Origin of the sequence: Sporomusa termitida, from assembly GCF_007641255.1 — a bacterium.
GTDB lineage: Bacteria > Bacillota > Negativicutes > Sporomusales > Sporomusaceae > Sporomusa > Sporomusa termitida.
Map to the genome: position 1 here is coordinate 5,163,536 of NZ_CP036259.1, position 13,965 is coordinate 5,177,500.

14 protein-coding genes (1 of these 14 running past the window's edge) are annotated in these 13,965 nt (G+C 47.7%); 11 read left to right on the forward strand and 3 right to left on the reverse strand.

Translation table 11 applies throughout. From position 1 onward, the window contains the following. Positions 1 to 48: 48 nt before the first annotated feature. Positions 49 to 1,113, forward strand: a complete 1,065-nt coding sequence (locus SPTER_RS23780; RefSeq protein ID WP_144352654.1) for a uroporphyrinogen decarboxylase/cobalamine-independent methonine synthase family protein — start codon at positions 49 to 51, stop codon at positions 1,111 to 1,113. A 114-nt stretch (positions 1,114 to 1,227) separates the two neighbouring features. Here SPTER_RS23780 and SPTER_RS23785 read toward each other — a convergent pair whose 3' ends face one another. The 3 genes from SPTER_RS23785 to SPTER_RS23795 all read right to left on the reverse strand — a co-directional run bounded on the left by SPTER_RS23785 (position 1,228) and on the right by SPTER_RS23795 (position 4,078). Next, entirely contained in the window at positions 1,228 to 1,866 is a 639-nt protein-coding gene (locus tag SPTER_RS23785; RefSeq protein WP_144352655.1) for a hypothetical protein, read from the reverse strand. Between the two features lie 122 nt (positions 1,867 to 1,988). Next, positions 1,989 to 3,401 (reverse strand): sensor histidine kinase, encoded by a 1,413-nt coding sequence (locus SPTER_RS23790; RefSeq protein ID WP_144352656.1) that lies wholly within the window; start codon positions 3,399 to 3,401, stop codon positions 1,989 to 1,991. Next, entirely contained in the window at positions 3,398 to 4,078 is a 681-nt protein-coding gene (locus SPTER_RS23795) for a response regulator transcription factor (protein WP_144352657.1), read from the reverse strand. Before SPTER_RS23795 ends, SPTER_RS23790 begins: the two co-directional genes overlap by 4 nt. Positions 4,079 to 4,304: 226 nt before the next feature. Between SPTER_RS23795 and SPTER_RS23800 the strand changes: the two genes are divergently transcribed. From SPTER_RS23800 to lysS, 10 genes are all read left to right on the forward strand, one after another. Next, positions 4,305 to 5,285, forward strand: a complete 981-nt coding sequence (locus SPTER_RS23800) for a biotin--[acetyl-CoA-carboxylase] ligase (protein ID WP_144352658.1) — start codon at positions 4,305 to 4,307, stop codon at positions 5,283 to 5,285. A gap of 28 nt (positions 5,286 to 5,313) precedes the next feature. After that, positions 5,314 to 5,880, forward strand: coding sequence for a biotin transporter BioY (locus tag SPTER_RS23805; protein ID WP_144352659.1), 567 nt, complete (start codon positions 5,314 to 5,316; stop codon positions 5,878 to 5,880). A gap of 130 nt (positions 5,881 to 6,010) precedes the next feature. Beyond that, positions 6,011 to 6,775, forward strand: coding sequence for a type III pantothenate kinase (locus tag SPTER_RS23810; RefSeq protein ID WP_144352660.1), 765 nt, complete (start codon positions 6,011 to 6,013; stop codon positions 6,773 to 6,775). A gap of 215 nt (positions 6,776 to 6,990) precedes the next feature. Beyond that, positions 6,991 to 7,959 carry a tRNA dihydrouridine synthase DusB gene (gene dusB / locus SPTER_RS23815; RefSeq protein WP_144352661.1) on the forward strand — a complete coding sequence of 323 codons (969 nt, stop codon included), beginning with the start codon at positions 6,991 to 6,993 and terminating at the stop codon, positions 7,957 to 7,959. Positions 7,960 to 8,120: 161 nt separating this feature from the next. After that, the gene (locus SPTER_RS23820) at positions 8,121 to 9,083 is read left to right on the forward strand and encodes a hypothetical protein (protein ID WP_246105423.1); all 963 of its coding nucleotides are present in this window, start codon (positions 8,121 to 8,123) and stop codon (positions 9,081 to 9,083) included. Between the two features lie 115 nt (positions 9,084 to 9,198). Then, positions 9,199 to 9,720: a helix-turn-helix domain-containing protein gene (locus SPTER_RS23825; RefSeq protein ID WP_144352662.1), complete on the forward strand. Its 522-nt coding sequence runs from the start codon at positions 9,199 to 9,201 to the stop codon at positions 9,718 to 9,720. 15 nt (positions 9,721 to 9,735) lie between these two features. Next, positions 9,736 to 10,638 carry a quinate 5-dehydrogenase gene (locus SPTER_RS23830; RefSeq protein ID WP_144352663.1) on the forward strand — a complete coding sequence of 301 codons (903 nt, stop codon included), beginning with the start codon at positions 9,736 to 9,738 and terminating at the stop codon, positions 10,636 to 10,638. A gap of 14 nt (positions 10,639 to 10,652) precedes the next feature. Then, positions 10,653 to 11,747 carry a shikimate dehydrogenase gene (locus tag SPTER_RS23835; protein ID WP_144352664.1) on the forward strand — a complete coding sequence of 365 codons (1,095 nt, stop codon included), beginning with the start codon at positions 10,653 to 10,655 and terminating at the stop codon, positions 11,745 to 11,747. A gap of 260 nt (positions 11,748 to 12,007) precedes the next feature. Beyond that, the gene (gene greA / locus SPTER_RS23840; protein WP_144352665.1) at positions 12,008 to 12,490 is read left to right on the forward strand and encodes a transcription elongation factor GreA; all 483 of its coding nucleotides are present in this window, start codon (positions 12,008 to 12,010) and stop codon (positions 12,488 to 12,490) included. Positions 12,491 to 12,520: 30 nt separating this feature from the next. Then, positions 12,521 to 13,965 carry the 5' portion of a lysine--tRNA ligase gene (lysS, locus tag SPTER_RS23845; RefSeq protein ID WP_144352666.1) on the forward strand. The gene runs 55 nt beyond the window's last position, so 1,445 of the gene's 1,500 nt are visible here — the first part of the coding sequence; its start codon is at positions 12,521 to 12,523; the stop codon falls past the right edge of the window.

The window sequence follows — 13,965 nt, forward strand, 5'->3', positions numbered from 1 at the left end:
AACAAGCCAGGAGCCGGCTCCTGGGATTAAAATGGGGAGGTAAACAATATGAGTTGGTTACAATCGCACCGGGCCACCGGCATTGGGAGTTTGCCCTATCAGGATGAGGCAGCCGCGCTTGCGGTAATTGCCAAAGCAATGCCGTACTGGCCGCATTGGCCGCAACTGCCGGCGAAGATGCCGGAGCAGGGTTTTGTTGTGCAGTATGTACAGCCGCTGATTAAACTGGGTGTATTATCGCTTATTCCGCTTAAAGACCCGGTTTTTGATCGGCTTGCGTCTGGCTGGACGGATAAAACGGCTGAGTTTTTTGAACAGTATATGGCGTTTATGAGTGGGGACAACGGTGCCGCCGGCGGGTTTGCCCTGACCGGGGAAGCGTTTGCCGGGCTGGATGCGTTCATTAGTCATTTTGACCGATATTTTCCCCGGGCTGAAGGGGTAAAAGGTCATATCAGCGGGCCGCTGACAGTGGGACTGCAGATCAAGGATGAACGGGGGCGGGCCTGTTTTTATGATGAGTCGCTGCGTGATATATTAGTAAAATGTCTAGCCGTACAGGCCGCGCTTGAAGCCAGGCGCCTTAAGGCGCTCGGCTTGCCTGTACTGATATTTATTGATGATCCGGGCTTGTTTCTCATTAACACATCCACCCATATAACACTGACTAAAGAAGCCGCTGCAGCGGCACTTACGGCGCTTATAAACATCCTGCACCGGGAGGGCGTCCGGGTGGGGGTCCATACCTGTGCCGGGATTGACTGGTCAATTCTTTTTGAATTGCCGCTGGATATGATAAGCTTTGATGCATACCATTACTTTACCGGTATGGCGCTGCAGGCTGAAGGACTGGCCGGATATCTGCAGCAAGGCGGTAAACTGGCCTGGGGGTTGATACCAACCTCTGAGGAGGCCTGGCAGGAAACACCGGCAACTATTCTTGACCGGTTTGGCGGGCAGGCCGCTGAGTTAGCCAAACGGGGTGTCGATCCTGCTGTGCTAAAGCGAAATATCATTTGGACACCCAGCTGTGGTACAGGGACATTACCCTATGATTTGGCCGGGCATATCTATGATTTAACAGCAGGTGTTGCTGCCCGGCTGAGTGTGTAACAACCATTTTTATACAAATAAAAAGCGGGAGTGCCGCAGGCGCTCGCATGGCCGGGAGGCTGGAGGAGAGCAGCCTTGGCAATGCGGACCTGTGAGCATTCTCGCTTTTACGGTTTATGACTTGGGATTATGTTTATTCCGGCCTGCTTCTTGTTTTAGTGCCTTAAGGTCGATGCCAAGTTCGGCAGCCACATCATGCCAGGTGTTATTGACCTTTTTCATAGACATCACTTGCTCAATGGCTTGGTTGCTTTGTTTGGCAAGTAAGCCGGCCATCGCAATATCGCGATGCTGATAACCTTGGTTGAACAGGTTTTGAATATCCTCCTGATTCAAACCGTACTTGAGGGAAATGCGCTTGGCAGCTAATTCCTGACGAACGGCTTTGGCTTGCTCTTTATCGATACCTAGTGTATCGGCAACATCTTTCCAGGTATTTGTTTCTGTTTTAAGCGCCAGAACTGACTCAAAAGACTGGCCGCTGACTTTGGCGTAGAAGGCAGCGTGGTACAAATCTTTATCATTTTTACCTTCTTGTTGATATTTACTGATCAGCGACTCATCCAGACCAAATTCTGTTGACAGACGTTTGGCTGTCTGTTCAGGATCAAGCTTACGGTGTTTTTGATGGTGGGCCGGCCGGTCTTCGGTTGTTGCTTCGGCCTGGGCAATCAGGGGAATGGTAATGCCGCCAAGAATAAAAGCACCGACAACAAAAGCGGCAATTGCTTTACGTGACGCTGTGGAAAACATCTGAATCCCTCCGCTATTTATTTTTTCTATTTTATCAGCTGTTAGCTGCTAGGTATAGAATAGCGGAAAGATATGACAAATTTATGACAAAATGATCCAATTTGGATTTTTATGGAGATTTTTTATTTCGCCGGCAAAGTAATGGTAAAAGTTGTAATCTTCCCCGGTGTACTGTCGGCATTGACAGTACCGCCCATTGCCGTCACCAGTTTTTTGGTAATGGCCAGTCCTAAGCCTGTGCCGCCGTCGCCACGGGAGCGGGATTTATCAACCCGATAGAATCTTTGCCAAATATACGGCAAATGTTCCGTCGGAATTCCCGGGCCGGTATTGCTCACGGCAATAAAGGTTTGGTGGTGGTGGGTATGGGCGGTTATGGTTATCTCGGAACCGGTATCGGCATGGCGGATGGCATTAGTCAAAAGATTGCCCAATACTTGGCCGAGGCGGTCCGGGTCAGCAATAACCACAGGGTTAGCTTCCGTTAAATTTGTTGTTAATGTTAGCGATTTTCCCTCCAGGAAGGGAACTAGTTTGGCGGTATGGACAGTGATTAGTTCTGGCAGCGATACATGATCGCGGACAATGGTCAGCTCGCCGGACTCAAGCTGTGATAAGTCGAGTAAATCGCCAACAAGGCGGCCTATGCGCTTGGTTTCACCGACAATGCTTGTGAGATAGCGTTTCCTCTGCTCAGGTGTTTTTGCTAAGCCGTCCAACATTGTTTCCGCTAACGCCTGGATAGAAGCAACAGGTGTTTTTAGTTCATGCGAGACATCGGACAGGAAGTCCCGGCGGTTTTGTTCTGTTTGCGCCAGTTCAGACGCCATACTGTTAAAGGTGCGGCCCAGCTGACCTATTTCGTCGGACTGAACAGCATTGGTACGGCTCTGATAGTCGCCGCCGGCAAAGGCAGCCGCCGCCCGGCTAATATCGGCCAGCGGGCGGGTTAGGCTGCGGGCCATTAACAGACCGATTAAGGCTGCAGCCAGAATACCGGCTCCCAGTGAATAGAGAAGCAGTTGTTCAAGCGCCAGGGCGGTACGGGTAGCACCTTTAACCGGTGAAAAGAGAAAGAGGGCTGCCTTTTGGCCTGAATCCTGGGCCGGCAGCGGCAATGCGGCAATTATGGCCGGCTCGCCGCGACGGCGTGGTTTTAGGATTTTTTGGCTACCGCTGCCATCCTGCCAATCGGCTCTGTTCCAAAATTCTGACAGGTTTTGGAGATGGCGGCTTTTCCAGCGGGCCGGCGGCTGACCGGCAATGATTTGGCCGGTTTTATCCATAATCCAGATATCGCCGCCAGCCATATCGCTCATCGCATCAAGCAGGGCATCAGAAGGTTTTTGTCCGTTCGCCAGCAGCGGTGTTACTATCGCCGCTGCCGCACTGCCTTTGGCTAACAGATCAAGTCGTTTGTTTTCAACAACATGATCGCGTACCAGGTAGGACATTAATAAACCCAGCGTTAGCATACTTACCAGAATGATTACCAGATGTGAAAGCAGCAGTTTGCCAAAAATAGATCTCATCATTTGCTGGTTACCTCGAATTTATAACCTATTCCCCACACCGTATGGATATAGCTAAAATCAGGGTTATCGATTTTTTGCCGCAGCCGCTTGATGGTGGCATCGACTGTGCGGTCAGCTCCATCGAAGTCATAACCCCAGACGTTGATTAAGAGCTGGTCACGGGAAAACGCCATTTTGACATGGCGGGCCAAAAAAATGAGCAATTCGAACTCCTTTGGCGACAAAGATGTGTTCTGATTACCGGAATGCACTGCTTGGGCAGATTGATCAATAGTTAAGCCGGGGAACTCCAGGCGGGCGCCGGATTCAGTGATCCGGCCGCTGCGCCGCAGCACGGCTTTAACTCGGGCCATAACCTCCCGGGGGCTAAATGGTTTAGTAATATAATCGTCAGCGCCCAGGGAAAACCCGGTTAATTTATCAGTTTCCCCGCTTTTGGCTGTTAAAAAAATGACAGGCACATTACGTTCGATGGCTTCACATATCTCCCAGCCGGACCGTTTGGGCAGCATGACATCAAGAATTAACAAATCGGGGCAATATTCCTCTTCGACAGCCATCGCTTGCTGACCATCAGCCGCTGTAAATACTTTAAACCCTTCTTGCTCGAGATAAAGCTGTAAGACTTCAGTTATGTTAGGCTCATCATCAGCTACCAGTACCTTAATTTGTTCCATAAAGGCCACCTCACATCCTAAAATATAGGTCACTGGATAAGGGTAACTACCTCCAGCTGGGTTAACCCCGTCTGAAGCTAGGTTTACTTTATTGCTTTATATAGAAATGCTATCATACTCCTGTTCTGATTGTAAATGCAAGAATTCAGCTTAGAGTCCAGATTGACAATTGTTAACCGGTGATTTATTATTAGGATAACAATAATGTTTTCAGAGGTGAATGATATTGCGGTCAGCAATACTTGAGGTACTAAAACATAATTCCGGCCAATATGTATCGGGGGAGGATATCTCGCACACCTTAAAAGTTTCGAGAACGGCAGTATGGAAACATATCCGGGGCCTTAAAGAGGATGGCTATGATATTGAGGCTCATCCCCGGCTTGGCTATGCGCTGCGGCATAATACCGACAGGCTGTTGCCGGCCGAGATTAAAGCCCAGTTAACTAGCCGTATTTTGGGGCGGGAAATTCATTATTTCAGTGAGACTGATTCAACTAATAATGAGGCCAAAAAACTGGCAGCAGACGGTTGCCCTGAGGGGACGGTTGTTGTGGCGGAAGCGCAGGTAAGCGGGCGGGGCCGCCTGGCCAGAGGCTGGTTTTCGCCGTATGGCAAAGGAATTTGGCTGTCTGTTGTGCTACGGCCGCCGTTTAGCCCTATGGAGGCTGCAAAATGCACCTTAATGGCAGCTGTTGCTGTTAACCGGGCTATTAATGCGGTGACCGGTGCCGGCTGCGGCATTAAGTGGCCTAACGACATATTGTGCAATGGCCGCAAAGTAGTGGGTATACTTACGGAAATGAGTGCGGAAATGGATGCAATTAACCATATTATTATTGGTATGGGGATCAACGTGAATATCGAGCCGTTTGATTTTCCCGCGGAGCTTGCTGCCACTGCCACCTCGCTGGCTATTGCCTCCGGACACCAGGTTTCAAGACTCAAGCTGCTGACTACTATACTTGCTGAATTGGAAAATGTTTATATTCCTGTTAAAACTTCAGGCTTTGGATCAGTGCTTGAAGATTGGAAAAGCCAGTCAATCACGCTGGGGCAGTTGGTGGATGTCCGGGGGTTTGATCGCAGCTTTACTGGTGTGGCTATTAACATTGATGTTGATGGTGCCCTTTTAATCGAAACCGCACAAGGACTGGAAAGGGTGTTGGCCGGTGATGTCTCCATTCGCCCGGCTGCGCCTAATTAATTATAGCTGTCTTATAAGGAGGGTAATCATGAATACAAAAAATATGGCGCTTACAAGTTTATTTGCCGCCCTGCTTGCGGTCAGTGCCCAGGTCTCTGTTCCTCTTGGTCCTGTGCCAATTACAATGCAGATCCTGTTTGTGCTGTTGGCAGGGATAATATTAGGTAAGCGTTTGGGACCGGCCAGTATTGCCGTGTGGGTGCTGCTCGGTATATTTGGTTTGCCGGTGTTTGCCCAGGGGAAAGCTGGAGCAGCTGTTTTAATTGGGCCAACCGGTGGCTATATTTTTGGCTATTTTCTGTGCACGTATATTGTTGGTTATGTTGCGGAACACTTTGAACTGACATATAAACACACTGCCATTGCCATACTGACAGGCCTGGCTGCTATCTACATAATTGGCTTGGCTGGCTTTATGCTGTCTTTTCAATATGTGCTGCACAAAGCCATGCCGCTGGAGAGAGCACTTAATTTAGCCGTATGGCCTTTTTTGCCGTTTGACCTAGTTAAGGCAGCGATGGCTGTATATATTGGGGTGCGGGTTCGCCGGGCGCTTTTAAAAAGCGGGCTTGTGCCGATTAAGCAGCTGAACTGATGGAAATTTCCCTATGCAGTCGTATATTTACAATTTCCCTGCTTTTAAGGTACAATAACAAGTATTGATAACCTAGAGGTCATTTCAGAATTGACGGAATACGGCCTATAGTTATAGGGGGATTTTACTCATGTTATTAGTGGTTGATGTTGGTAACAGCAACATCGTTCTGGGGGTTTACGAAGGCCAAGAGCTCAATTACCACTGGCGTATTTCCACAGATAAGCAAAAGACCGGTGATGAGTACGGGGTGCTTATTTATAACCTGTTTACTTACCGCGGGCTAATGATGGAGGATATTGAAGCAATTATTATTTCTTCAGTAGTGCCACCGCTGGTGGTACCTTTAACCAGGATGTGCCAGCGGTATTTTAATGTTGAGCCGCTTGTCGTTGGCCCTGGAATTAAGACCGGTATTTGTATTAAATATGAAAATCCGCGCGAAGTAGGCGCTGACCGTATTGTAAATGCCATTGCCGCTTATGCGCAATATGGCGGTCCGTTGATCATTGTTGATTTTGGTACGGCAACTACATTTTGCGCTCTGGCCGAAAATGGAGATTACCTGGGGGGCGCGATTGCTCCGGGTATTGGTATTGCAACTGAAGCCTTGTTTCAACGGGCGGCTAAATTGCCACGGATTGAACTGATTAAACCCAAAAGTGTAATCTGCCGCAACACCATAAATAGTATGCAATCAGGTATAATCTATGGTTTTGTTGGCCAGGTAGATGAAATTGTCCGTCGTATGCGGGATGAAATGGGACAACAAGTAACCGTAATTGCTACCGGGGGGCTGGCCAACTTAATCGCGCAGGAGTCCCATACCATTGATAAGGTAGATACCTTCCTGACTTTGGAGGGCCTAAGACTTATATATGAGCGGAACCGGTGATTTAGCCTGTAAGGCGGCCTGTTAGTAGCTTGGTCATGTTAGATTTTAGTTTTAAGGCGAGACAAAATGGCAAAGGGGCAGCCCGACGCATACTGGCAGGGGTCTGCTAGGAGGGGCTGACGCCGCCATTTGCCATTTTAGCCGTCAGCAACTAAAAAGATAATGTGGCCAAGACACTAGGCCGCCTTTTGAGACTGGTAAAAGAGGAGGTATATATGCGTATCGGTCACATTGAACTTGCCAATCCAGTGATCTTAGCCCCTATGGCCGGTGTTACCGACCTGCCGTTTCGCCTGTTGGTCAAGGAAATGGGCTGCGGCCTGGTATATTCAGAAATGGTAAGTGATAAAGGCCTTATATATGATAATACAAACACTAAGAAACTGCTGGCGATTGATGCGCGGGAACGCCCGGTGGCGTTGCAGATATTTGGTTCCGAGCCTGAAAGTATGGCTAAAGCGGCCCGTATTATTGCTGACGCCGGCGCCGATGTAATTGATATCAATATGGGCTGTCCAACCCCTAAGATTGTAAAAAATGGCGAGGGTTCAGCTCTGATGCGCAATTCCGGCCTGGCCGGCCGTATTATCGCTGCTGTTGTTGAGGCTGCCGGTGGTATACCGGTTACTGTTAAGTTTCGCAAAGGCTGGGATGAAACCAGCGTGAATGCCGTGCAAATCGCCAGACTGGCCGAGCAGGCCGGAGCGGCGGCGGTGAGTGTCCATGGCCGTACCCGGGAACAATTCTACTCCGGACAGGCTGACTGGTCGATTATCAGTGCGGTAAAGCAGGCTGTTGCCATTCCCGTTATCGGCAACGGCGATATTCGTACCCCCCAGGATGCGGAGCGAATGTTGACTGTAACCGGCTGTGATGGCATAATGATAGGGCGGGGGGCCCAAGGAAATCCCTGGATTTTCCGACAGGTTGCCCACTACCTGGCAACAGGTGAAACACTGCCGCTGCCCACGCTCGGGGAGCGGATTGATATGCTGCTCAGGCATCTCGACCTGCTGGTCGTCCATAAAGGCGAATACACCGGCAGCAGAGAAATGCGCAGTCATGCCGCCTGGTACACGAAAGGCCTGCCCAACTCAGCGGAGCTCAGGCTAAAATTCAACCAGGCCGCCACCAGAGCAGACTTTATCCGGATCATGGAAAACTATCGTGATGCTATAATCTAAATTTGTCAATATGCACAAGCCGGAAACTGCTTAGAAATGTCCAGTTGCTAGGCGCGACGAGGACGTGACCGCAGTCGTACTGGGAAGTACGTCGGAGGGAACGCCCGCAGGAGCAACAACGCAGATGGGCGTTTCTAAGCAGTTTCCGCAGGGGGATAAGGATGGATATGCTAATCATGCCCGTCGCCAACGGCATCCTGCCTAGGCCGGAGGGCGGCACAATTACAGGAATGTTTATCATGGAAAACGGTGGACAATTGCTCTTAGATGTCGGGGTGGGCCGGGAAATTTTTATTTGTCCGTGGCTTATTGAGGAACAGGGCCTGTACCCGATTGGTGTAATTGTCCGGATCGTAAATATCTGGAGTGAAATTGCGGCCGATGACACCGGCAATGAGATACCTGTACTTATGGCTAAACTGGAAGGGCGGGGGCATGCCCGCTGGTATACTTTGCGAACTGCCGGCAGCTATATCTATTCTACTGATATTGAATATATCAACCTAAAAAAAATGCGCAAAGAATATCCTTCTGTTTCCGGGGCGGGTTGGTCCCCGCAAGGTGGATATACTGAATTTCGCGATAAAAGTGATATACCGGTAACCGTTTACGGAACTGATCTTGAAACCGGCCAGGAAATTTGTATAACAGCTAATTTAGGCGGACTGGTCGAACTTGAACAGGCTCACACCATTGAACACTCTATTATCAGGGCCTTAACGATGTATGGCTTATGTACAGCCCGCACCCTGGTTGAAGCTATGAGCCGGGAAACGGACGAGCTTAAAAAATCTGTTGAATTTAGTATTAAACACACTTTGCCGGAAGTGCTGGGATTGACTGCCAGTGGTGCCTGTGGCAATCCAATGACTAATTTGGCGCAATTTTATCTGGCCCAGGAGTTTGTTGGTAATATACGGACGGGAAAGTCGTTGGATGAATCGCTGGCTAAAGCCCGCCGGGCTACGATGTCTCAACTCACTGGTGATATGGGAATTACAATGCAGCAAGGTATTCGTGTGCTGCAAGGCCTAAAAAAGGGCATGGCTCATGATGATACTGTATTAAAGCTTGAAACATATAAGAAAGTGATTAACCGCTTCCCTTTTGCGCCATGGGGGTAGCGGTAATTTTTTGTCGTTCCATTATATGGTAAAACTTGTTAATGAACAAAAAAAATGCTAGAATATGTATGTACACAACTTTGTGCACATATACTAACTGGGAGATGAACAAGCTGTGTTGTTACGCATTGGCGACAAGATAGTCAACCGCCAGAAAATACACCAGACCATTGATCGCATTTTGGATTTGCGGTGCGATGGTTTATCACAGCAGGAGGTTGCTGGGCGCCTTGGTGTTGATCGCACCTTTGTCTCGCGGCTTGAGACAATCGGTGAGATTCGCAAAGGCGGCCGTGTAGCGCTCATCGGTTTTCCTTTGCAGAACTGTCAGGAGATCTATGCTGTAGCCCGGCAGGAAGGTATTGATTTTTGTCTTGTTTTATCCGAACAGGAGCGTTGGGATTTTGTTCAAACCAAAAGCGGGGTAGAACTGTTCAATACAATTATGGAGATTGTGGGAAACGTCCGCAAATATGATATAGTTATTATTATTGGTTCAAATATGAGGATTAAATTAATTGAGACTATACTGGATAAAGTGGTGATCGGGGTGCAAATTGGCGAATCCCCTATTGCTGAGGATAAATATGTCAATCCGGAGGATATTCGTGCTCTCATCAAGCAGCTCCGATTCTAACCGGGAGGATAGTAGATGAAACAGGTAGTAAGCATTAGTCTTGGTTCATCGAAACGCAACGGAACTACATCAGTTGTATTCGGCGGCCAGGAATTTTTGATAAAGAGAATTGGTACAGATGGTAATAAGCAGGCTGCAGCCCAACTGATCCGTGAACTGGATGGGCAAGTGGATGCCATCGGCCTGGGCGGTACCGACTTATATATATATGCCGGCAGTAAACGGTACACCTTCCGGGAATCAGCAGGGTTAGCCGCTAATGCCCAAATAACACCGGTAGTTGACGGTAGTGCGATCAAGAATACACTGGAGCGGCAGGTCGTACCTTACCTTGAGGCCCAATATCGATTGAGTTTTAAGGATAAGCAGGCTCTGATCGTTTGTGCTGTTGACCGGTTTGGGCTGGCTGAAGCACTGGTGAGAGCCGGCAGCCGGCCTGTTTTTGGCGATTTAATGTTTGGTTTAGGCCTGCCAATACCTATTCATACACTCAACGGCTTGGCACGATTGGCAAATGTTGCCGCACCTGTTATCACCAAACTTCCGGTTAGTTTCTTTTATCCTACGGGCGACAAGCAGACACAGGGAACGCCCCGGTTTGCGTCTTATTTTCGTGATGCTGCGATTATTGCCGGTGACTTTCACTTTATCAGGCGTTATATGCCGGAGAATATGAGTGATAAACTTGTTATCACCAATACTGTTACCACAGAGGATGAGGTGTTGTTAAAGCAACGTGGTGTTAGGACACTGGTAACTACTACCCCGGAAATGGGGGGGCGCTCTTTTGGTACTAATATTTTAGAAGGGGTACTGACGGCTTTATCAGGTAAACGGCCGGAGCAACTAACAGCCGGAGATTATACCTGTCTTATTGAACAGGCTGGCATTAAACCCAGAGTCAAACAACTCATATAAGGAGGCGCGTGTATTTGCAAAAATTTGCTTTTGTAGTTCATCCGCTGGAAGCCAAAGATTTTAGCCGCAAGTTCGCTTTTACCAAAAATTGGCCGGACGGATTGGTGGAAGGGATTATTAAATACATACCGCCGTTTAAAGTTTCGCATATTAGCGGCATTGATTCAGGGCATAATGCGGCCGAGGGATGGTTCGTTGGCTGCCCGCTAACATCCCGGCAGATGATTACCATGCCGGAAAAATATGTGACTCAGAAAATTATCCAGGCTGGTAAAGTAGCCGAAAAAATGGGGGCTAAAATCGTTGGCCTAGGTGCTTTTACCTCAATTGTCGGCGATGCCGGCATAACCGTAGCCAAGAATTTAAAGATTGCCGTGACTACCGGTAATAGTTATACGGTAGCGACTGCGCTGGCAGGAACGCGACAGGCGGCTAAAGTTATGGATATCGATCTGGAGCGGGCCAATGTACTGGTTTTGGGGGCGACTGGTGCTATCGGTGCAGCCTGCGCTCAGATTTTAGCCCGTGAGGTGCGTTATTTGACCCTGGCGGCCAGGGATGAAATTAAATTAGAAAAAATTGCTAGACAAATTTTTAAGACATCAGGATTAGCGGTGCGGGTAACGGCAAATACTAAACATGCTATTCGCAATGCGGATGTTGTTGTTGCTGTAACCAGTGCGATTGATAGTATTATCGAGCCTGAGGATTTAAAACCAGGTGCGATTGTCTGTGATGTTGCCAGGCCGCGCAATGTTTCGCGCCGGGTAGCTGAAATACGCAAGGATGTCTTGGTTATTGAGGGTGGCGTTGTCGAAATTCCCGGCGATGTAAATTTTGGTGTGAATTTCGGATTTCCACCGAAAACAGCCTATGCCTGTATGGCCGAAACAATGATCTTAGCGCTTGAGGGCCGGTATGAGAACTTTACACTTGGGCGGGACTTAACCGTAAAGCAGGTTGAAACAATTGATAAACTGGCTGCCAAGCATGGTTTTAAATTAGCTGGGTTTCGAAGCTTCGAACGGGCCATTACCGCTCAGGAACTGGAAGTGATAAGAAATAGCGCCGCTGTTCAAATCAGTCAGGTGCAAAAAGGAGTACTTTAGAAAATATTGACAAATGATCTATTTATGCCTATAATAATGAAAAATAGAGGATGACCTTCCTAATCGCAAGGTTGCCTCTTACCTTCCACAGTGTCAAGTTTCTACTTGACACTATTTATATTGCCTAAGTCATGCGTTTCTGTAATTTTTCCGGGCGAGGAGGCAATTTTTTAGGAGAAGCGAATACACTATCTACAAAGTATATTTAGAATATTTGCAAAGACGTTTGCCAAATATTTAATAATAAAGAGGAGAATGACATCATGGAAAAAGACGTTATGCTGACAATAGACGGATTGAAAAAAATCGAGCATAAACTTGATCATTTAAAATCAGTCCGCCGCCGGGAGGTTGCTGAACGTATTAAGCAAGCGATCGAATTTGGCGATATCAGCGAAAACTCAGAGTACGAAGATGCGAAAAATGAGCAGGCCTTCATTGAGGGGGAAATCCTGACTCTGGAAAAAATCCTGCGTAACGCCAAAGTCATTGATGAAGGCGAGGTTGGCACAGACATTGTTGCCCTGGGTTCTACTGTTAAACTCAAAGACCTTGAATTTGATGATGAACTCGAATATACCATTGTTGGTTCGGCTGAAGCTGACCCGGCAGAATCTAAAATCTCCAATGAATCGCCTGTTGGTCAGGCTATACTTGGCCAGAAAGTGGGCAGCATTGTGGAAGTAAATGTTCCGGCTGGTATCTTAAAATATGAAATTATGGAGATTAGACGCCAGCACTAATTGGATAAAGTGAGACAGGGGAGAACGTACATGTCAGAATCAGGAGTAATACTCGATAAAGAACAAACAGCAGAAGAACTAAATGTGCTTATGAAAGTCCGCAGAGAAAAAATGGATAAAATCGCTGCACAAGGGATTGAGCCTTTTGGCCGTAAATATAACTTTACGCACCATGCCCAGACGATCATCAATAATTATGCCGAATTAGAAGGACAAACTGTGCGTATCGCCGGCCGGCTTATGGCTGTCCGCGGGCATGGTAAAGCCAGCTTTGGCCATGTAATGGATATGTCCGGCCGGATTCAGGTTTATTTCCGTCAGGACGTCATGGGTGAAACCGCTTATGAACAATTTCGCCTGTTGGACATTGGCGATATTGTGGGGATAGAGGGTGTAGTATTTACAACGCAAAAAGGCGAAATTAGTGTCAAAGCCAATAGCTTCGAGTTTTTGTCCAAATCTCTCCGGCCCTTACCGGAAAAGTGGCATGGGCTTAAAGATGTTGAAATGCGCTATCGCCAACGCTATCTTGATTTAATTGTTAGTCCTGATGTCCGCAATAATTTTGTTATACGCAGCAAGATCATCAAAGCTTTTCGCCAACTACTGGATGAACGGGATTTTTTGGAAGTGGAAACCCCGATGATGCATCCGATTGCAGGCGGGGCGGCAGCACGCCCGTTTATTACCCATCACAATGCCCTTGATATGAAACTGTTTATGCGCATTGCGCCGGAACTATATCTCAAGCGGCTGATTGTTGGTGGTTTTGAAAAAGTGTATGAGCTGGGCCGGGTCTTTAGAAATGAAGGCATTTCTATTAAACACAATCCGGAATTTACGATGGTTGAACTCTACCAGGCTTTTGCCGATTATCAGGATGTTATGAAGTTGACGGAAGAAGTCGTGGCCGGTGTAGCCCAAGCCGTTCTTGGCACAACCAGGATAACCTATCAGGGGCAGGAAATTGATCTTACACCGCCGTGGAATCGTATGACAATGCCTGAGGCTATAAAAAAATATTCCGGTGTAGATTTTAATGAAATTAAGACTATCGCTGAGGCCCGGGCGGCGGCAGATAAGCTGGGGGTCAGATATGAACAAAAACATGGTATTGGTGGCATTTTAAATAATGTTTTTGAGGAAGTCTGTGAACAACATCTGATTCAGCCAACCTTTATTATTGGACATCCTACTGAAATATCGCCACTGGCTAAGCGTAATAAAGAGAATCCTGAAATTACAGACCGTTTTGAAGCGTTTATATTTGCCCGCGAAATAGCCAATGGTTTTTCGGAACTGAATGATCCAATCGATCAGCATGGACGTTTTGCCGAACAATTGACTCAGCGTCTGGCTGGTGATGATGAGGCCCATATGATGGATGAGGATTACATTAATGCGCTAGAGTATGGTTTGCCGCCGACAGGTGGTTTAGGCATTGGGATTGACCGTTTAGTTATGTTTTTAACTGA

Coding starts and splice junctions, on each gene's coding strand:
- SPTER_RS23795 (WP_144352657.1), bottom strand. CDS start 4,078: ATGGAACAAATTAAGGTACTGGTAGCTGATGATGAGCCTAACATAACT.
- SPTER_RS23780 (WP_144352654.1), top strand. CDS start 49: ATGAGTTGGTTACAATCGCACCGGGCCACCGGCATTGGGAGTTTGCCC.
- SPTER_RS23805 (WP_144352659.1), top strand. CDS start 5,314: ATGAATACAAAAAATATGGCGCTTACAAGTTTATTTGCCGCCCTGCTT.
- SPTER_RS23810 (WP_144352660.1), top strand. CDS start 6,011: ATGTTATTAGTGGTTGATGTTGGTAACAGCAACATCGTTCTGGGGGTT.
- dusB (WP_144352661.1), top strand. CDS start 6,991: ATGCGTATCGGTCACATTGAACTTGCCAATCCAGTGATCTTAGCCCCT.
- SPTER_RS23785 (WP_144352655.1), bottom strand. CDS start 1,866: ATGTTTTCCACAGCGTCACGTAAAGCAATTGCCGCTTTTGTTGTCGGT.
- SPTER_RS23790 (WP_144352656.1), bottom strand. CDS start 3,401: ATGATGAGATCTATTTTTGGCAAACTGCTGCTTTCACATCTGGTAATC.
- SPTER_RS23830 (WP_144352663.1), top strand. CDS start 9,736: ATGAAACAGGTAGTAAGCATTAGTCTTGGTTCATCGAAACGCAACGGA.
- SPTER_RS23820 (WP_246105423.1), top strand. CDS start 8,121: ATGGATATGCTAATCATGCCCGTCGCCAACGGCATCCTGCCTAGGCCG.